The organism is Aeromonas sp. FDAARGOS 1416, from assembly GCF_019048085.1.
Classification (GTDB): Bacteria; Pseudomonadota; Gammaproteobacteria; order Enterobacterales; family Aeromonadaceae; genus Aeromonas; species Aeromonas veronii.
Window position 1 is genome coordinate 4,237,501 of the sequence record NZ_CP077301.1, and the last position, 19,003, is coordinate 4,256,503.

Annotated in this window: 15 protein-coding genes, 6 tRNA genes and 2 rRNA genes (1 of these 23 cut by a window edge); 10 read left to right on the plus strand and 13 right to left on the minus strand. The window is 57.7% G+C overall.

Annotated features, from left to right (window positions below; translation table 11 throughout):
* Positions 1-1,256: ribosomal RNA gene (locus I6L46_RS19290) — 23S ribosomal RNA — on the plus strand; it begins 1,633 nt to the left of the window's first position.
* Positions 1,257-1,375: 119 nt separating this feature from the next.
* Positions 1,376-1,490 (plus strand): 5S ribosomal RNA (gene rrf, locus I6L46_RS19295).
* A 627-nt stretch (positions 1,491-2,117) separates the two neighbouring features.
* Here the strand turns inward: rrf and I6L46_RS19300 are convergent.
* Positions 2,118-2,205 (minus strand) — tRNA-Ser (locus I6L46_RS19300).
* Between the two features lie 197 nt (positions 2,206-2,402).
* On the opposite strand from I6L46_RS19300, the gene I6L46_RS19305 reads away from it, so the two are divergent.
* Positions 2,403-3,152 carry a DsbA family protein gene (locus tag I6L46_RS19305; RefSeq protein WP_042084194.1) on the plus strand — a complete coding sequence of 250 codons (750 nt, stop codon included), beginning with the start codon at positions 2,403-2,405 and terminating at the stop codon, positions 3,150-3,152.
* 296 nt (positions 3,153-3,448) lie between these two features.
* Complete coding sequence (locus I6L46_RS19310) at positions 3,449-4,351, plus strand: sulfite exporter TauE/SafE family protein (RefSeq protein ID WP_075115952.1); 903 nt, start codon at positions 3,449-3,451, stop codon at positions 4,349-4,351.
* On the opposite strand, the gene I6L46_RS19315 is transcribed toward I6L46_RS19310, so the two are convergent.
* Complete coding sequence (locus tag I6L46_RS19315) at positions 4,266-5,081, minus strand: hypothetical protein (protein ID WP_216976782.1); 816 nt, start codon at positions 5,079-5,081, stop codon at positions 4,266-4,268. The two genes, I6L46_RS19310 and I6L46_RS19315, sit on opposite strands and share 86 nt — an antisense overlap.
* 217 nt (positions 5,082-5,298) lie before the next feature.
* Positions 5,299-6,585: a glutamate-1-semialdehyde 2,1-aminomutase gene (gene hemL, locus I6L46_RS19320; RefSeq protein ID WP_185227833.1), complete on the minus strand. Its 1,287-nt coding sequence runs from the start codon at positions 6,583-6,585 to the stop codon at positions 5,299-5,301.
* A gap of 244 nt (positions 6,586-6,829) precedes the next feature.
* On the opposite strand from hemL, the gene clcA reads away from it, so the two are divergent.
* The 3 genes from clcA (at position 6,830) to erpA (ending at position 9,443) form a co-directional block, all read left to right on the plus strand.
* Entirely contained in the window at positions 6,830-8,218 is a 1,389-nt protein-coding gene (clcA, locus tag I6L46_RS19325) for a H(+)/Cl(-) exchange transporter ClcA (protein WP_216976785.1), read from the plus strand.
* A 91-nt stretch (positions 8,219-8,309) separates the two neighbouring features.
* On the plus strand, positions 8,310-9,005 hold the full coding sequence (locus tag I6L46_RS19330) for a DUF6776 family protein (protein ID WP_005343032.1): 696 nt from the start codon (positions 8,310-8,312) through the stop codon (positions 9,003-9,005).
* Between the two features lie 87 nt (positions 9,006-9,092).
* On the plus strand, positions 9,093-9,443 hold the full coding sequence (gene erpA / locus I6L46_RS19335; RefSeq protein ID WP_005340225.1) for an iron-sulfur cluster insertion protein ErpA: 351 nt from the start codon (positions 9,093-9,095) through the stop codon (positions 9,441-9,443).
* A gap of 138 nt (positions 9,444-9,581) precedes the next feature.
* Here the strand turns inward: erpA and nhaC are convergent, their stop codons facing one another.
* Positions 9,582-10,991: a Na+/H+ antiporter NhaC gene (gene nhaC, locus I6L46_RS19340; RefSeq protein WP_005357819.1), complete on the minus strand. Its 1,410-nt coding sequence runs from the start codon at positions 10,989-10,991 to the stop codon at positions 9,582-9,584.
* A 301-nt stretch (positions 10,992-11,292) separates the two neighbouring features.
* Between nhaC and I6L46_RS19345 the strand changes: the two genes are divergently transcribed.
* Positions 11,293-11,502, plus strand: coding sequence for a hypothetical protein (locus tag I6L46_RS19345; protein ID WP_005343034.1), 210 nt, complete (start codon positions 11,293-11,295; stop codon positions 11,500-11,502).
* Here the strand turns inward: I6L46_RS19345 and I6L46_RS19350 are convergent.
* The 9 genes from I6L46_RS19350 to rsmC all read right to left on the minus strand — a co-directional run bounded on the left by I6L46_RS19350 (position 11,497) and on the right by rsmC (position 16,498).
* Positions 11,497-11,769 carry a late competence development ComFB family protein gene (locus I6L46_RS19350; protein WP_005343036.1) on the minus strand — a complete coding sequence of 91 codons (273 nt, stop codon included), beginning with the start codon at positions 11,767-11,769 and terminating at the stop codon, positions 11,497-11,499. The two genes, I6L46_RS19345 and I6L46_RS19350, sit on opposite strands and share 6 nt — an antisense overlap.
* Before the next feature lie 109 nt (positions 11,770-11,878).
* Positions 11,879-11,964, minus strand: a tRNA-Leu gene (locus tag I6L46_RS19355).
* Between the two features lie 71 nt (positions 11,965-12,035).
* Positions 12,036-12,121 (minus strand) — tRNA-Leu (locus I6L46_RS19360).
* A 46-nt stretch (positions 12,122-12,167) separates the two neighbouring features.
* Positions 12,168-12,253, minus strand: a tRNA-Leu gene (locus I6L46_RS19365).
* Positions 12,254-12,297: 44 nt separating this feature from the next.
* Positions 12,298-12,383: transfer RNA gene (locus I6L46_RS19370), tRNA-Leu, on the minus strand.
* 53 nt (positions 12,384-12,436) lie between these two features.
* Positions 12,437-12,522 (minus strand) — tRNA-Leu (locus tag I6L46_RS19375).
* 128 nt (positions 12,523-12,650) lie between these two features.
* Entirely contained in the window at positions 12,651-14,111 is a 1,461-nt protein-coding gene (gene glgA / locus I6L46_RS19380; RefSeq protein WP_005343039.1) for a glycogen synthase GlgA, read from the minus strand.
* A complete protein-coding gene (gene glgC / locus I6L46_RS19385; RefSeq protein WP_005340236.1) occupies positions 14,101-15,318 on the minus strand; it encodes a glucose-1-phosphate adenylyltransferase in 1,218 nt (405 codons plus the stop codon). The genes glgA and glgC overlap by 11 nt, the downstream gene beginning before the upstream one ends.
* 151 nt (positions 15,319-15,469) lie before the next feature.
* The gene (gene rsmC / locus I6L46_RS19390; protein ID WP_216976787.1) at positions 15,470-16,498 is read right to left on the minus strand and encodes a 16S rRNA (guanine(1207)-N(2))-methyltransferase RsmC; all 1,029 of its coding nucleotides are present in this window, start codon (positions 16,496-16,498) and stop codon (positions 15,470-15,472) included.
* Between the two features lie 280 nt (positions 16,499-16,778).
* Between rsmC and dapA the strand changes: the two genes are divergently transcribed.
* Positions 16,779-17,651, plus strand: coding sequence for a 4-hydroxy-tetrahydrodipicolinate synthase (gene dapA, locus I6L46_RS19395; RefSeq protein ID WP_043820620.1), 873 nt, complete (start codon positions 16,779-16,781; stop codon positions 17,649-17,651).
* 119 nt (positions 17,652-17,770) lie between these two features.
* Positions 17,771-18,990 (plus strand): IS3 family transposase gene (locus tag I6L46_RS19400; RefSeq protein ID WP_216976789.1). Its coding sequence is split into 2 segments (ribosomal slippage): positions 17,771-18,119 and positions 18,119-18,990, totalling 1,221 coding nucleotides; the frame shifts between segments, so codons are not numbered across the junction.
* Positions 18,991-19,003 lie beyond the last annotated feature (13 nt).

Below are 19,003 nucleotides of genomic sequence, written 5' to 3' on the forward strand. Positions count from 1 at the left end.
TGAGAGAACTCGGGTGAAGGAACTAGGCAAAATAGAACCGTAACTTCGGGAGAAGGTTCGCTCTTGATGGTGAAGTCCCTTGCGGATGGAGCTGTCGGGAGTCGCAGTGACCAGATGGCTGGGACTGTTTATCAAAAACACAGCACTCTGCAAACACGAAAGTGGACGTATAGGGTGTGACACCTGCCCGGTGCCGGAAGGTTAATTGATGGGGTTAGCGCAAGCGAAGCTCTTGATCGAAGCCCCGGTAAACGGCGGCCGTAACTATAACGGTCCTAAGGTAGCGAAATTCCTTGTCGGGTAAGTTCCGACCTGCACGAATGGTGTAACCATGGCCATGCTGTCTCCACCCGAGACTCAGTGAAATCGAATTCGCCGTGAAGATGCGGTGTACCCGCGGCTAGACGGAAAGACCCCGTGAACCTTTACTACAGCTTGGCACTGAACATTGAACCTACATGTGTAGGATAGGTGGGAGGCTTTGAAGGCGTGACGCCAGTTGCGCTGGAGCCGTCCTTGAAATACCACCCTTGTATGTTTGATGTTCTAACGCAGGGCCCTGAATCGGGCTCGCGGACAGTGCCTGGTGGGTAGTTTGACTGGGGCGGTCTCCTCCCAAAGAGTAACGGAGGAGCACGAAGGTTGGCTAATCCTGGTCGGACATCAGGAGGTTAGTGCAATGGCATAAGCCAGCTTAACTGCGAGACGGACAGGTCGAGCAGGTACGAAAGTAGGTCATAGTGATCCGGTGGTTCTGAATGGAAGGGCCATCGCTCAACGGATAAAAGGTACTCCGGGGATAACAGGCTGATACCGCCCAAGAGTTCATATCGACGGCGGTGTTTGGCACCTCGATGTCGGCTCATCACATCCTGGGGCTGAAGTCGGTCCCAAGGGTATGGCTGTTCGCCATTTAAAGTGGTACGCGAGCTGGGTTCAGAACGTCGTGAGACAGTTCGGTCCCTATCTGCCGTGGGCGTTGGATGATTGAAGGGAGTTGCTCCTAGTACGAGAGGACCGGAGTGAACGAACCTCTGGTGTTCGGGTTGTCACGCCAGTGGCACTGCCCGGTAGCTAAGTTCGGAATCGATAACCGCTGAAAGCATCTAAGCGGGAAGCGAGCCCTGAGATGAGTCATCCCTGACCCCTTGAGGGTCCTAAAGGGCCGTTGGAGACCACAACGTTGATAGGTGGGGTGTGTAAGCGCGGCGACGTGTTGAGCTAACCCATACTAATTACCCGTGAGGCTTAACCATACAACACCCAAGAAGTGTTCTAAGGCTTGTAGCAAACGAGCGAACTACTAATTCAGTGATAACGACAAGCCACGAGCAACATCGTTATTCACGTCAGCTTTCCAAGATTGAAGAATTTGCCTGGCGGCCATAGCGCCGTGGAACCACCTGATCCCATGCCGAACTCAGAAGTGAAACGCGGTAGCGCCGATGGTAGTGTGGCATTCGCCATGCGAGAGTAGGACACTGCCAGGCACCAAATACAAGTAACCCCGCCCATCGAGCGGGGTTTTTTATTACCTGAAACTCAGAAAGCAGCCTGATTTTTGACCGGCCCTATCTCCTTTCCTCTGTTCTTATTGTTACTCGTCGCTGTTTTCTGGTTCCACAAATAGCCTGATGTTCCGCTTGGTACTCTTTCTTCGCTGAACTGCTGTCGCTTTTTTCGGTGGCTCTGGCGTCGTCATATCCCGTGCATCCCATGATCGCCTATACGTCATGATCTCTTGTTTGGGATCTCTGCTTCCTGAGTTAGCTGCTCCCTCTTTTTAAGCCGCAACCCCATCGTCCCTGCTTTTTATGACTGTGTTAACCGGCCCTGACTTTATTCAGAAGAGGGGTTATTGGCGGTACCAACATGCTGGAGCCGTGGTCGCTGCGTTGGGTCGTTGTTGTTTGGGGCAATAAGGAAATGGGAAGGGATGCTCGCAGGAACGCAGAGGTTCGATGTTGATAGGTGATCTTGTGGCAGCTGTTGAGCCCACAGGTGAGAAGATCAAGAAAGGAGTTGAAGAAGACTAATGTGTTGAGAGCTATGAGGAGTGGCAAATCGGAGGCAAATAAAAAGCCCACGCAACATGCGTTGCATGGGCTCGGTATGAATGGCGGAGGAGGTGGGATTTGAACCCACGGATGGTCGCCCATCGCCGGTTTTCAAGACCGGTGCATTCAGCCGCTCTGCCACCCCTCCGCAGCAGTGCGGCGAATATTACCATGCTGATCCGGCTTGTAAATCCCCGTCCGGTTCGATTGCTGGTTAATTGCACGAAACGACATGAAAAAGTGGCAATCAGGGTGCATCAAGCGCTTTTTTGGCCAGATAACTTGACTTGAAAACAGACTCAACCACTATAGTGGCCTCTATCATATCCTCTGCAAGATAACGTTATGACTATTAAAAATGCCCTGTTTTGCGCGCTGGCTGGCGTGACCCTGCTGGCGACGCCAGTACATGCAAGCGAGCTGACCAAAAGCGATGTCGAGCAAATCGTTCGCGACTATCTGGTCAAGAATCCCGAGATCCTGGTCGAGATGTCCAATGCCCTGCGTGCCAAGCAGGAGAGCCAGCAGGCCGAGAGTGACAAGGCGCTGATTAAGGCTCACTCCAAGCAGCTTTATGCGAATCAGGATCCCGAGATGGGGAATCCGAAGGCGTCGCTGACCATTGTGGAGTTTTTCGATTACAACTGTGGTTACTGCAAGCGGGCCCATCCGCTGGTCAAGCAGCTGATGGCGGAAGATAAAGATATCCGTTACATCTACAAGCAGTTCCCCATTCTGAGCGAGTCCTCCTACTTCGCAGCCCGTGCTGCGTTGGCGGTCCAGCTGGGTCAGCCTGACAAATACCAGGCGTTCCACGAGAAGCTCTATACCCATCAGGGCCCGCTCGCAGATGAAGCTCAGGTCAAGCAGTTGGCAGTGGCGGCCGGTGTGGACTGGAGCAAGGTGGAGGCCAAGATCAAGGATGGCAGCATTGACCAGAACCTCGGTACCAACCGTGCGCTGGCTGAAGCGCTCGGTATCTCCGGTACCCCGGCCTTCATCATCGGTGATCAGATCCTGCGCGGTGCCCCCCGTGATCTGGCTAGCCTGAAGGGGTTTATCAAGGACGTGCGTGCCGGCAAGAGCATTCAATAGGCAGTTGTCATGGTCGAGGGCCCAGCGCTCCGGCCAGATACAGAAAGAGGGTCGGTATCACTACCGGCCCTCTTTTTTATTATGTCCTTTGGCACAAGTGGTCGTCGCGAAAGGACCATAACAACGTGCTCAGGACCCGGCCTGTTGGCCTCAGTAACAAGTATTAGCAGAGTCGTTCGGAGTCTATTGATAAATATTTCACCTTGCAGAGGCGTGTCGTGAGCATTGCTTAATTCCGGTCAAGATTTTTTCTGCTGCTTGCCTTAGAATCGCCGCCCGTTGCAGGAGAAACCCCTATGTTAGTTGATATTTTACGGCTGGTTTTTATAGCCGGAGGCCTCGTATTTGTCTTCATGCTGGTGCAAGCCTGCTGGCGGAAGAAGCAGAGTGGATCCTTTGAGGCGACCCCCTTCTGGCCGGTGGCGTTGATCGGTGGGGTTGCCAACTTCCTCGATACCCTGGGGGTGGGCAGCTTTGCGGTAAAGACCGCCTGCTACAAGCAGTTCAAGCTGATCGATGACCGGGTGCTGCCGGGTACCCTCAATGGGCAGTGCGTGCTGCCGACCGTGACTCAGTCGCTGATCTTCGTCGGCGCAGTCGCAGTGGAGCCGCTGACGCTGATCAGCATGATGATGGCCGCCGCAGCGGGCGCAGCTTGGGGCGCTCGTCATGTGGCCTCGTTTGATCGGCAGACCATCCGGTTGGTGATGGCTATCTCCTTACTGGTCGTTGCAGGGCTTATCTTTGCCGGTCTGCTGGGGCTTTTCCCTGTAGGCGGCGATGCGATGGGGCTCAGCGGCTACAAGCTGGCGATCGCCCTGCTTGGCAATTTCATCTTCGGGGTATTGATGAATGTCGGTATCGGCCTGTTTGCCCCCTGCATGACGCTGGTTTATCTGCTGGGGATGAACCCGCTGGCGGCGTTTCCGATCATGATGGGTTCCACCGCCGTGCTTAGCGTCTTCTCCGCAGGCACCTTTATCCGCAAAGGGGCGTTCGATGCCAAGGCGGTGCTGGCGGTAGCCATCTTTGGCCCCATCGGTGTGGTGCTGGCCGCCATGCTGGTCAAATCGATGGATATGGAGATGCTGAAGTGGCTGGTTGCCTTTATCGTCATCTATACCTCCTGGACCATGTACGCCTCCTGGCGGGCGGCGCGTCGCTCCCCTGTGCAGCTGACGGTGGAGAGCGCAGGCTAGCCTGTACCAGTGCCGCTTCGGCCTTGGCCCCCAGAAAAACATAGAGGCCAAGCGCCAGCAGCAAACCCACCGCACACCCCATCACTCCGACCGCTGGCCAGAGCAGCTCGCTCTGGCCGAGCGAGCCTTTGAACAGCAGCAACAGCCCCTCGATGGAGACCGCGATCAGAATGGCGGCGATAAAGCGGGTGATGGTGCGGCGAATGGCGCTGTGGCGGAAGATATCCTTATGCAGCAGTACCTCCTCTTCCAGAATGGTCTTGCCCAGATCGAACACCGCCAGTGCCAGCGTCAGGAAGATGATGGCGCTAAAGGCGCCGAGCTGGTTCTGCCGCTCGTCGCACAATAGCTGGTAGAGCTGCTCCAGCCCGTGCCAGATCAGGGTGGCGACGATGAGAAACAGCGCCATGCTGAGCACCACATAGACCGCCTTGAACCAGGGCATGGCGCGGCGGCGCTCCCTGTCTCCCATCAACCAGCCAATCAGCTGATTCAGACAGACGGTGATCTCCCGTCCTTGCCCCTGCACAATAAGGTGCAGCCGGTTATGGGCCGCCGGTGCCGCAGGCTGGATGCACATCGGCCCCTGATAGTGGTCAATGCTGACGACAAAGGGATACCCCTTGAGCGAGACAAGGGGGGCGCTGAGCAGCCCCTGCAGTAGCGGGGTCAACTCCTCCTGATACTCCTGATAGCGCCGCAGCACATCGATGGGGCTCATCTCTGCCATATGGACCTCGGTGACGTGGGATCTTTTGGTGAATGTGCAAATAGTGGGCCTGCTTTATGACAGGGATGGCAGGGCTAGTTGCACCAGAGGATGACAAATTGGTCAGTGACGAAGAGGGAATGCACCAGAACTGGGCGTATCGATGTCCTGTCTGGTGATGAAGGCACTGCAATAGAAAAGGGCCCGTGACGGGCCCTTTGCGACAACCAGCGGCGATTTAGCCAGCCAGCTTGGCGAAGCTGCGCTCGGCGGCAGCCAGGGTATGTTCGATCTCCTTGTCGCCGTGAGCCAGTGACAGGAAGCCTGCCTCGTAGGCGCTCGGCGCCAGATAGACGCCCTCTTCGAGCATCAGGTGATAGAAGCGCTTGAAGCGTTCCATATCGCAGCGAGTGACCTGCTCGTAGCGGGTAATTTCGGGCTCGTCGGTGAAGAAGAAGCCGAACATGCCACCCACATAGTTGATAGCTAGCGGGATGCCGTGTTTGGCAGCGGCGGCTTTCAGCCCTTCTGCAACACGGGCAGTCTTGGCGCTCAGCTGCTCATAGAGGCCCGGCTCCAGCAGCAGATCCAGCATGGTGAGGCCGGCAGCCATGGCCACCGGGTTGCCGGAGAGAGTACCAGCCTGATAGACGGGGCCAGTCGGGGCGATGTGCTGCATCACCTTCTTCTTGCCGCCGAAGGCGCCGACCGGCATGCCGGCACCGATGATCTTGCCGAGGGTGGTGAGATCCGGGTCGATGTTGTAGTGACCCTGAGCACCGCGCAAGGAGACGCGGAAGCCGGTCATTACTTCGTCCAGGATCAGCAGGGCACCGAACTCGTCACAGATGGCGCGCAGCCCTTCCAGGAAGCCGGGGACCGGCGGGATGCAGTTCATGTTGCCTGCGACCGGCTCGACGATGATACAGGCGATCTCGCTGCCGTACTGAGTGAAGGCTTCGCGCACCGACGCCAGATCGTTGAACACACAGGTGAGAGTGTGTTTGGCGAAGTCGGCCGGTACGCCCGGGCTGTTGGGTTGACCCAGGGTCAGGGCGCCGGAACCTGCCTTGACCAGCAGGGAGTCGGCGTGGCCGTGGTAGCAACCCTCGAATTTGACGATCTTGTCGCGGCCGGTGTAGCCACGGGCCAGACGAATGGCGCTCATGGTGGCTTCGGTGCCGGAGTTCACCATCCGCACCTGCTCCATGGAGGGGACGATCTGGCGGACTTTCTCGGCCATCAGCACTTCGATCTCGGTCGGCGCACCGTAGCTTAGCCCTTTCTCAACGGCCTTGATGACGGCGGCCTTGATGGCTGGGTGGTTGTGACCCAGCAGCATGGGGCCCCAGGAGCCGATGTAATCCACGTAGGCTTGACCATCCACATCATAGAGATAGGCGCCATCGGCGTGATCGATGAAGCGGGGCGTGCCGCCGACCCCATTGAAGGCGCGGACCGGTGAGTTGACGCCACCCGGAATGGTCTGGCGGGCCTGTTCAAACAGCTGATCTGATTTTGACATGGATCATCCTTAATGGGATTTTGGTCGTCACACAAGGGATTGCAGCCGATTGAGACTCGGCAGGCCGGAGCATCAGGAGTATGCTTTGCGCTCTCGCCACCCGGACTCTCGGTCTGCTCCCGTGACAAAAATTTAACGGGCCGACTATAGCAGAAAGCCCCAGCCCTGGGCAGCCGAGCAACGCGCCGGGTGATCCTGATCTCAGCTAGCTGACGATATGGTTTTTCCAAGTTGGTGTAACAAGATGGCGCAACAAGCTCTCTCCTCTGAACCCGAAACCGCTTCGCGGGGGCCGCTTTCCCGCATTATCCGGCAAGACAAGATGCCCTTGCTGGTGTTGCTGCTGGCTGCGCTGGTCGGTACCCTGGCTGGACTGGTGTGCGGTCTGTTCGAATCAGGTGTCCACTGGCTGGCAGAACAACGTATCGCCTTGCTGGCCGACCGTCCCTGGTGGCAGCTCGGTCTGCTCGGCTTTGGCTTCAGCGCCTTGTTGGGATTTGTCGGCTACTTCCTCACTCATACCTTTGCCCCGGAAGCGGGGGGCTCCGGCATTCCCGAGATCGAGGGGGCGATGGACGATCTGCGCCCGGTGCGGTGGTGGCGAGTGTTGCCGGTCAAGTTCTTCGGCGGCATCTGTACCCTGAGCTCCGGCATGGTGCTGGGGCGGGAGGGGCCTTCGGTACAGATCGGCGGCAACCTCGGCAAGATGGTGGCGGATATCTTCCGGCTGCCCAAGGAGCATGGCCATGCCCTGTTGGCCGCCGGTGCGGCGGGCGGTCTGGCGGCAGCCTTCAATGCGCCGTTGGCGGGCATCCTGTTCGTGATGGAGGAGATGCGGCCGCAGTTTCGTTACTCCTTTCTGGCCATCAAGGCGGTGGGGATCTCCGCCATCATGGCGACCCTGATGTTGCAGAACATGAAAGGGCAGGGGGCGGTGATCACCTTGCCCCACTACGATGCGCCAGCCCTCAAGGCGCTCTGGCTGTTCCTCTTTATGGGAGCCACCTTCGGGGTGCTCGGTTTTGTCTTCAACAAGTTGGTGCTGGCCTGTCAGGATGGCTATCTGGCGTTGCACCAGAACAAGCGCCACCGTTTTGTGGCCATCGGCATGCTGGTCGCCGGAACGTTTGGCGTGCTGTCGCTGTTTGCTCCCGCGGTAACGGGGGGCGGCACAGAGCTTATTCCCCATCTGATGGGGGATGAGTATGCGATGGCGACCCTGTTCCTTATCTTCTCGGTGCGGCTGGTCGCGACCCTCATCTGCTTCTGCTCCGGTGCCCCGGGCGGGGTATTTGCACCGACCTTGGCATTGGGCACCCTGTTTGGCGTGGTGTTTGGCCATCTGTTTCATGCGGCGTTTCCGGAGCTTGGCATCGAGCCCGGCGCTTTTGCCATTGCAGGGATGGGGGCGCTGTTTGCTGCCACAGTGCGTGCTCCCATCACGGGCATCGTGCTGGTCACCGAGATGACCGACAACTATCAGCTGATCCTGCCGATGATGATCACCACGGTCGGTGCGACTCTGGTTGCCCAGTGGCTGGGTGGCCGACCCATCTATTCCCAGATCCTGGAGCGAACTTTACGGCTCGCCGCGCGTCAAAAGCGGGGTGATGGCAGCGCCACGGCCAGTTAATTTTTCCCTTTATCGCCTGTGACCCCGGTCAGGGCGGTATAGTGAAGGGAGAGGCGCTGCCGTAAATGGCGTGATAACGGGATGAGGGGCTATGTCCAATCTATTGAAGTTATTGGTCGTGTTAGCCGTTGGCGGGCTCATCGGTTACTTTGTCGGTAACCGTCAGGAGCTGGCCCAGAGCAGTCTGTTGGTGGTACAGCAGGAGACGCTGGATCGTCAGGGCAAGGCCATCGGCCAGCTCAAGACCGAATTGGGGGTGAAAGATACCCAGCTGGCGACCCAGAAAGCGGCCTTTGAGCAGTTGCAGACCACCCTGAAGAGTCAGGAGGCGCAGGTGCAGGAGCTCAAACGCCAGCTGGCCTTTTTCGAGCGGATCATGCGCCCCACCGGCGAACAGGTGGGGGTAGTGATCGACAACCTGACTCTGCAGGAGACCAGCATTCCCGGTCGCTACCACTATCGTCTCGCCCTGACCCAGCCCGCCAAAAAGCGGGAGCTGTTCCGTGGTCAGGTGCAGATCAGGGTCGAGGGGAGTCTGGCTGACAAGCCGAAGACGCTGACCGGTCGCGATCTCGGAATGAAGGTGAGCGAGTGGCGCTATGCCCTGCGTTATTTTCAGCTGCTGGAAGGGAATTGGCAGTTGCCGGAAGGCTTTGTGCCGGATCGGATCCGTGTCACCATCAACAAGGATGGCAGGCAACCGGCGCAAGAGCTGCTGGTTGAGTGGGGCGAGGTGATCAAGCCGCTGGTCGCCGCGCCGCCTGCTCCGGTTCCCGCGGCCGGTTAAACGTGGTGAATACTTGAACTGAATGGTCGGGTATTGGATAATTTCGCGGTTTCCATGTTTGTGGATCTAATGGTTGTGAGGTCAGTAATGAGTGCAGTAGCAGAAGCCCCGCTGCCCATCCAGATGACGGATGCGGCGGCCAACAAGGTGAAGAACCTGATCACCGAGGAAGAGAATCCCGAGCTGAAGCTGCGGGTATACATCACGGGTGGGGGCTGCTCCGGTTTCCAGTATGGCTTTACCTTTGATGAGAAGATCAACGACGGGGACACCGTAGTCGAGAAGAATGGCGTCACCATGGTGATCGATCCCATGAGCCTGCAATATCTGGTAGGCGGCAGTGTGGATTACACCGAGGGTCTGGAAGGTTCACGCTTCACCGTGACCAACCCCAATGCCACCACGACCTGTGGCTGTGGCTCCAGCTTCTCCATCTGATCGGCATTATCGGTCTGATGAAACGGCTCTCGGCAACGAGGGCTGTTTTTGTTTGGGGGCTCTGGGATGACGGTAAAACAGCATCCCCCCTGAAACAACAAAGGCGCCTTGGTGGCGCCTTTGTTGTTTCAGGATGGCTTAGCGGGAGCTTGCCGCCGCGACCAGCGGGATCCGGTTCACTGCCTTGCCCATGTAGGCGAGGGTGATGGTCACAATGATGCAGGTGAAGCTCAGCCACATGTAGGGCAGGTAGTCGAGGGTTGCCACCCCCAGAACCCCGGCCATGAAGATGCCGTTGTCGCTCCAGGGCACCATGCCGCAGGTGAGGGTGCCGCCAAACTCGGCGTTGCGAGATAGGTTCTTGCGCGCCAGTCCCAGTCGGTCGTAGTTCTTGGCCATGATCTTGGGGGTCAGGATCAGCGACACATACATGGCCGAGCCAAACACGTTGGCCAGAAACGCGGTGCCGATGGTGTGGCTGGTCAGGCTGCCGACGCTATTGATGCGCTTCTCGAAGGCGCTGGCGATCACTTCCAGAATACCGACCTTCTCCAGCAGGCCACCAAACCCGAGACCGAAGATGATGACCGCGACCGAGCCCAGCATGGACTCCATGCCACCGCGACCGAGAATGTTGTCGATAAAGTCGATGCCGGAGGTGATGGCAAACGGACTATAAGCCGAGTGCATCGCCTTGACCGGATCCATGCCCTGGAAGGCGATGGCCCAGATCAGGCCCAGCAGGGCGCCGAAGCTGATCACCGGGAAGGCGGGCTTGCGATTTGCCAGCAGGCCCAGTACCAGCACCACCGGCACTATGGCCAGCGGGGTGATATTGAACTGGTTGTCGAGAGCCTCCATCACCAGATTGACCTGCTCCAGGCTGACATTACCCGAATACTGCATGCCCACTACGGTGAACAGTACGGCGGTGATGACATAGGAGAGCAGGCTGATAGGCAGCATCCCCTTGATATGTTCCACCACGTCGACGTTGGACATGGTCGAAGCCAGCACTACTGAGTCGGAGAGCGGAGAGAGCTTGTCACCAAAATAGACGCCGGAGAGCACGGCACCGGCTACCAGCGGCGCAGGCACGCCGAGGCTGTGGCCGATCCCCATCATGGCGATACCGGCGGTGGCGGCAGAGCCCCAGGAGGTGCCGGTGGCCAGCGAGGTCAGGGAGCAGATGATCAGGGTTGCCAGCAGGAAGATGGACGGGTGGATCACCTTGAGGCCGAAGTAGATGATGCTGGGGACTATGCCACCAGCAATCCAGGTGCCGACCAGAGCACCGACGGAGACCAGGATCAGGATGGCCCCCATTCCCTTGGCAACGCCGTCAACGGCTGCCTGTTCCAGGGATTTGTAATCGTGGCCGAGTTTGATGCCAAGCCCCATGATGACGAACCAGGCGATGAACAACGCCAGCTGGATCGGCAGATCGAGCACGCTGGTGAACGAGAATGCCAGGGCCAGGAAAATGGCCAGACAGGCAAACACCTGTGCCATGCCCGGTAGTCGGATGTGGTTTTGTTGGTTTTGCATAGATACTTCCTAAACTCTTGCTCGCCAAGGTCACTCCCTCTCGTCCTGTGGATACATCGATCCCGAGGAGGCAACCCAAAAAGAGGCCGCAATCTACCACAAACCCGGCGGGTTAAAGCCCCATCAAATTGGCAAAAATGCACATTTGATTGAAAAAATCACAAATTAGTTGATCTCATAACCCGTTTTTGAGCGGCCTGTTGACACAAAGGGGTACATACGAAGCTTATCTGTGACGCCACTTGCATCCCCAGCAGATGAAGATGATAATTATTATCAATTGTTGGTGGGGGAGAAAACAATGCGCTGGATATTGCGGGGGATGATGTTGCTGGTGGCGGTGGCCGTACTCGCATGGGGTCAGGATAAAGAGTACGGCACCTGGAGTGTAGGTTTTCTGCTGGCTGCCTGGGTGATGCTGGAGCCCGGATTGCGCCCCGCCTTGATCTTGCTGCCAGTGGCCGGGTTGACCGGTATCGTTACCCTGCTCTGGCAGCAGCCCTGGTTATGAGCTTTTGACGGGAGCCTGCTTGATCTTCTGCTGTGCCACCTTGAGCGATTCGACCACCAGCTTCTCCATTTCGGTGCGCTTTGCATCGGTCAGGAAGTAGATCATGTCGACATTGTGGCGAATATAGTGGGCCGGAAGCTGGTTGAGGGTGAGGCAGCAGAGGTCGGCCATCTGATCGCTGTTGAGCTTTTGCTGCAGCCCCTGTTTCTCAATCTCCTTGAGCACCAGATGTTCGTAAAAGTTGTGAATGTCGGTATCCAGTATCATATGCGTTCCTTGGCATGACGATGAGCGGTGAGTCGTCAAAAGCATAGCCATAACAAGGAGTAAAAACAAAAGGCCCATCACTTTCGTGATGGGCCTTTTGCGTAATGAATGGTGCGAAGAGAGGGACTCGAACCCTCACATCCGTGGGACACTAACACCTGAAGCTAGCGCGTCTACCAATTCCGCCACCTTCGCACACTGATTTTCTCCAGCTGGTTTTTAAATGCGGTTGGAGCGCATTGCTCTGTGTTTACATGTCAGAATCATGGTGCGAAGAGAGGGACTCGAACCCTCACACCCGGGGGGCACTAACACCTGAAGCTAGCGCGTCTACCAATTCCGCCACCTTCGCACATTCGGGTTTCCAGTCTGGATTTACATGCTGTCTGAATAAAGCATGGTGCGAAGAGAGGGACTCGAACCCTCACATCCGTGGGACACTAACACCTGAAGCTAGCGCGTCTACCAATTCCGCCACCTTCGCACATTGTGTTACCAGTTTTGATTTACATGCTGTCTGGAGAAGCATGGTGCGAAGAGAGGGACTCGAACCCTCACACCCGGGGGGCACTAACACCTGAAGCTAGCGCGTCTACCAATTCCGCCACCTTCGCACATTCGGGTTTTCTAGTTGGATTTACATGCTGCTGAATCAGCATGGCAGTATTGGTGCGAAGAGAGGGACTCGAACCCTCACATCCGTGGGACACTAACACCTGAAGCTAGCGCGTCTACCAATTCCGCCACCTTCGCATCACTGCGGAGGGGGATTCTATAGAGTTTTGGGGGAGCGTCAACAGCCAAAGGGGACTTTTTTCGCTGTTGACGCCCAAAGTGGCGCCAAGGGTACAAAACTTCAGCAATCAGCTGACGTTTGGCGTTCAGTAACGGCCCAATGCGCTCTGATACATCCGTTCATACTGGGTGACCGAGTCAGGCCAGTTGAAGCGGGTGCTCATGGCATTGCGCTGCACTTTGGCAAAGCGCTCTTTGTCCTGCAGAAAATAGAGCAGGCTGCGACGCATGGTATCGAGCAGGATGGCGGCAGTCGGATCGTTAAAACAGAAGCCGGTGGCATGCTCGGGATCGGCATCCCAATCCACCACGGTATCTTTCAGACCACCCACGGCGCGCACCAGTGGCAGGGTGCCATAGGCGAGACTGTACATCTGGTTGAGGCCGCAAGGCTCGAACAGAGAGGGCATCAGGAAGAAGTCGGCACCGGCTTCGACCAGATGAGCCAGTCGATCGTCATAGGTGTTGATGAAGGCGAGCTTGCCCGGATAATCCCGGGCCATGGTTTGCAGTTGCGTGGCGAGCGCAGGATCGCCAGAGCCGACGATCACCACTTGTACCTGATGGTGGAGGAATTTCTCCAGCGCAGGGAGCAGCAGGGGAACGCCCTTCTGCTCGGTCAGGCGGCAAACCATGCCGTAGATGGGCAAGTCCGCCACGGCCAGCCCCGCCTCCTGCTGCAGGCTCTCTTTGCAGATCTGTTTGCCTGCCATGTTGTCGATGCTGTAGGTCGCAGGCAGGAATTCGTCGAACTCAGGATCCCAGTCCTTGTAGTCGCAGCCGTTGAGGATGCCGCAGAGATCGGCCGCCCGTTGCTGGAAGATATGCGCCATGCCGTGGGCGCCGAGGTGAGTCAGCAGCTCCTGGGCATAGTTGGGGCTGACCGCATTGATTTTGTCGGCGTAGAGCACCCCGCATTTGAGCAGATTGACGTGGCCGTAGTCGTAGTTGATGCGGCGTTCGTAGTCGGCGATCTCGGGCATGGCCCAGAACTGCTCGCGGCCAAACACCCCCTGAAACGCCGCATTGTGAATGCTGATCACGCTGCGGGTCTGCTGGAAGAAGGGGTTGTGAGCGTGGCGAGTTTTCAGCAGCAGTGGCAGCAGGCCGGTGTGCCAGTCATTGCAGTGGGCGATATCCGGGGCAAAGCCAAGCTGCTCGCAGGCATGGAGGGCAGCGGCCGAGAAGAAGGCAAAGCGCTCGCCATTATCCGGATAGGCCTGATTGTTCTCGGCGTAGAGCTGGGGACGATCGAAATATTGCGGGCAGTCGAGCAGATAGACGCAGACGCCATCCAGCTCCATCTGGTAGATGCGATAACCGATATCCGGCAGCCCGGGGTGGGTTGGCAACCAGCGTGATGCCACCAGTCTGGCCTCATCCCGTCGCTTTATCGTCTTGTAGAAGGGCAGCATGATCCTGACATCATGCCCCTTCTGGGCCAGGTACATCGGCAGGGCTCTGGCGACATCGGCCAGGCCCCCGGTCTTGACCAGCCCCTCAACTTCCGAGGCAACAAACAGGATTTTCAGTGGGTTAATAGCCAACTCTTGCTCCCTTAGGTACCACCACGATACCGCCTTCGGATACGGTAAATCGCTCTCTATCGTGGTCCAGATTTTCACCGATAACGGTGCCTGGCGCAATTTCAACGTTTTTATCAATGATGGCGCGCCGGATGGAGCAGCCTTCACCAATCTTCACATCCCCCAGCAGAACGGATTCACTGATATGGCTGCACGCGCCGATATTGCAGCGGAAACCGAGGATGGATCGCTGGATCTGGCTGCCCTGAATGAAGCAACCGGCGGAGATCAGCGAGTTGGCGATCTTCACCTTGCACTCGTCGCTGTCGATGAAGGTGGCAGGCGGCAGCGCCGGATAGTGGGTGTGCAGGGGCCACTTGCGGTTATAGAGGGAGAAGGGGGGATTGTCGGCCACCAAGTCCATGTGCGCTTGCCAATAAGAGTCGAGGGTGCCCACATCCCGCCAGTAGACGTGCGGTTTCTCGCCGGGGATGACGTTGGTGCTGTAGTCATAGACATAGACGGGGGCGCGCGGGTAGAGGCTCGGGATCACATCCTTGCCAAAGTCGTGGCTGGAGTTCTCCTCGGCGGCATCCCGCTTCAACTCGCGGCAGAGGGCATCGGTCTCGAAGATGTAGTTGCCCATGGAGACCAGCGCCTGGGTCGGATCGCCGGGAATGTGCTTGGGCTGCTTCGGCTTTTCCTGAAAGCCGATCATCCGCCCTTCGGTATCGACCTCGATCACCCCGAATGCGCTCGCCTCTTCGATGGGCATGCGCAGGGCCGCGACCGTCATGGCGGCGTTCTTCTGCTTGTGGAAGGTGACCATCTGGCTCACATCCATCTTGTAGATGTGGTCGGAGCCGAAGATGCAGACGTGATCCGGTTCGGCCCGCTCGATAAAGCCGAGGTTCTGGTAAATGGCGTCGGCGGTGCCGTCATACCAGCGTTTGCCCATCCGCATCTGGGCCGGGATGGGATCGATAAAGCGGTCGGTGATGCCGACGATATTCCACCCCTTCTTCATGTGCAGGTAGAGGGACTGTGATTTGAATTGGGTCAGTACATAGATGCGCAGAAAGTCGGCGTTGACGAAGTTGTTGAGGACAAAGTCGATCAGCCGGTAGCTGCCACCAAAGGGGACGGAAGGCTTGCTGCGGGTGGTGGTCAGAGGCTGCAGGCGAGTACCTTCGCCACCAGCCAGGATCATGGTCAAAATGCCTGCCATCGTATTTCTCTCCCTGAATTAACAACATGAAAAGGTTTTCAATGTTCGGTATAAAAACACCCCTAAAGGGGTGGTTTTTATCGTGTGCTTAATACCTTATCAGATGCCGGATGGCGCTCTCTAGCTGTTTTATTGTGCTGCTTACACTTATTTACATTTTGCTCAGATAGACCTTGAATTTGGCATCACTGCTGATCACTTCAGTCCGTTTGAAGTGTGTCTCCAGTATAGGCTGGTAGCGCAAGAAGGCGTTGGCAACAATGGTCAGCGAACCATTTGGCAGCAAAAATTCCGGCGCCTTGGCCAGGAACTGCTCGGTCGCCGCATAGAAGGTTTTGAGACCCGCATGGAATGGCGGGTTGGAGACGATGTGCTGGAAACGGGTGGAGACATCCGAATAGACATCGGAAGCTGTGACCTTGCCCTGCAGACCGTTGAGCGCCAGGGTGCGGCGGCTCGATTCGAGTGCCAGCGCGCTGATATCCACCATGTTGACCTGCAGATCCGGATTGCGCTTGGCCAGCACGGACCCAATCACCCCGGCGCCGCAGCCGAAATCGAGCAATTCGCCCGTCATCGGTGGCACGGCAGCCAGCAGCATCTGGGTGCCGAGATCCAGCTCGGCGGCGCTGAAGACGCCGGGCAGCGCCAGCACGGTCAGCTCGGTATCACCCGCCTTGCACTGATAGCGGCCAAACCAGCTATCCAGATTGAAAGGTTCAACCGGTTGGCTCAGCTCACCGTGATAGAGAGAGCAGCGGCGCGCCGAATCGCGTTTGATCGGCTTTTCGCCATAGGGGGCCAGCAGCTTGTCGGCGCCATTGATGCCGCCGCGGTTTTCACCGGCGAGGAACAGGTCGGCACCCGCTTCCAGCAAGGGGGTCATCATGGCCAGCAGATATTGTGCCTCGGCCTTGGCCTTGGGCATCAGCAGCAACAGGGCATCGAAGCGGGGGGCGCCACCGAGCTGGTGGTCGAACAGGATCGCCTCGCCGAGGGCGGCCTGCTGGCTGCGGTAGTAGCAGTAATCGGTGGTAAAGACGGTCAGGGTCCGGGCCAGGCTCGCCAGCTGGCGGGGGTAGTCATCCTCCAGCGCGCCGCAGACAAGTAGCCGCTTGCCGACAAAGAGGGCTTGGTTTCGTTCCAGCATCTGGCTGACGGCACTGATTGGGCTGCTCATCGGGTCTCTCCACGCAATTTTGGGCGGCCATTATACATAGCCCCTTTCGCCTTGACATTTATGCCGTGTTCCCGAAATATGCCCAGACACCATTTTTTGACCAGAGATGACGAAATGCGGTTCAACGGGTTGAAACGAAAGCACAAAAAAAGCCTGAAATTCGGGCCTGCCGACGTTCGCGCGTAACCTCTCATCCCTGAGAAGCTTCAAACCCCGGTTGCGCACATCGTACCGGGGTTTTTTATTGCCATATGCGCGTCATTTAGGAGAAGGAGATCCCATGTTTCAAGGTTCAATCGTTGCGTTGATCACCCCGTTTCGACAGGGAAAGCTGGATGAAGAGGCGCTGCTGCGTCTGGTGGAGTGGCATATCGAGCAGGGCACTCACGGCATTGTGCCGGTGGGCACCACGGGGGAAAGCCCGACCCTGACCCATGACGAGCACTGCCGGGTGGTGGAGCTGGTGGTCAAGCAGGTCGCTGGTCGCATTCCGGTGATTGCCGGAGCGGGCTCCAACAATCCGGTCGAAGCCATCGAGTACACTCTCCATGCCGAGCGGGTGGGGGCCGATGCCACCCTGCATGTGGCAGGTTACTACAACCGTCCCAATCAGGAGGGGCTCTACCACCACTTCAAGGCGGTCCACGATGCCACCGCCAAGCCGATCATCGTCTACAACATCCCGCCGCGCGCCATCGTCGACGTGCAGCCCGCGACCCTGGCCCGTCTGGCCGAGCTGCCGCGCATTGCCGGGGTGAAAGATGCCACCGGCGATCTGGCGCGCCCCTGGACCGAGCGCCAGCTGATCAAAAAGCCCTTCGCCTGGCTCTCCGGTGAGGATGCCACTGCGGTTGCTTACAACATCGGCGGCGGTCAGGGCTGTATCTCGGTGACTGCCAACGTGGCCCCCAAGCTGGTAGCCGAGGTGCAGAACCTCACGCTGGCGGGCAAGTGGCAAGAAGCACGCGAACTGCAAGACAAGCTGATTCCGCTTCATCAGGCGATGTTTGCCGAGCCGAGCCCGGCCGGTGCCAAATATGCCGCTTCCCTGCTCGGTTTCTGCAGCGAGGAGTGTCGCCTGCCGGTGATGCCGCTGTCGGAAGCGACCCGCGAGCGCATTCGCAGCGCCATGCAGCAGCTCAACCTGCTGTAATGCAAAACGGGTGAGCCAAGGCTCACCCGTTTTGTTTTCGGCTTTTCTGGCCTTTATTTACGATATTGTCCCGTCCTGAATATGGTTTACACCTTTCCCCCCAATAAATGGAGAACCCGATGGGACAAGGTGTGAAACGGACACAGCGCGATTACTCGCTGACTTTTAAACTGGCACTGGTCGAGCAGATTGAAAAAGGCGAGCTCACCTACAAACAGGCTCAGGTGCGTTATGGTATTCAGGGCCGCTCCACCGTTCTGGTATGGTTGCGTAAACATGGTCGGCAAGATTGGAGCCAGGGGGCTTCTGTGCGTGCCGGCAGGAGCATCAACATGCCTGACCCCGACAACCAGACACCCGAACAGCGCATCAAGGAACTCGAGCAACAGCTGGCGCTGATGAGTCAGAAGGCCCAGTTCTTTGAGGCCGTCGTCGATGTACTGAAGAATGACTACGGCGTCTCCATCGTAAAAAAGCGACCCGGCAAGTCCTCTCGCAGCGGCAAGTCGAGAGGCTGACCATTGTCAGGGCTTGCCTGTTTCTGGGGATAAGCCGGCAGGCTTACTACAAGCGCAATCGGGTCGCCGACGAGCGCCATGCCCAAGGATTGCAGGTGGTGCGCTTTGTGCGTCAGGTTAGACTGCGACAACCTCGGGTCGGTACCCGCAAGCTGCATTATCTGCTGCTGGGTCAGGATGATGGCGGGCTCAAAGTCGGGCGTGACAGGCTGTTTCGGATATTGGCCGAGCACCGCTTGCTGGTGCTGCCCAGACGGGCGTATCACAAGACCACCCACAGTTTTCACCGTTTCTACCGTCATCCCAACTTGCTCAAGGCGGGGCCAGAGCAGGTCACGCCGGTGGCCCCGGAGCAGGTCTGGGTCGCAGATATCACCTATCTGCCAGCCAGGAGCGGGCCGCTGTACCTGAGCCTGGTGACGGATGCGTACTCACGCAAGATAGTGGGCCATCACGTGCACGAAGGAATGCATGCCGAATCGGTGGCAATGGCGTTCAAGAAAGCGCTGAAGCAACGACGTGGCGGCGGTGAACTCATCCATCACTCGGACCGCGGCGTGCAGTATTGCTCGGGACTGTATCAATCATTACATGAACGGTACGGGGTGAAATGCTCGATGACGGATGGGTATGACTGTTACCAGAATGCGTTGGCGGAGCGGGTGAACGGGATTTTGAAAGGAGAGTTATTGCTGCAAAGCCCGCAGGATTTGACGCAAGCGCGGGAAATGGTGCGTGAAGCAGTGGATATTTACAACGCGGAGCGGCCGCATCATGCGTTGAAATACAGAACCCCCGATGCGGTGCATAGGGGGTTCTGAGTAGAGAAATGCT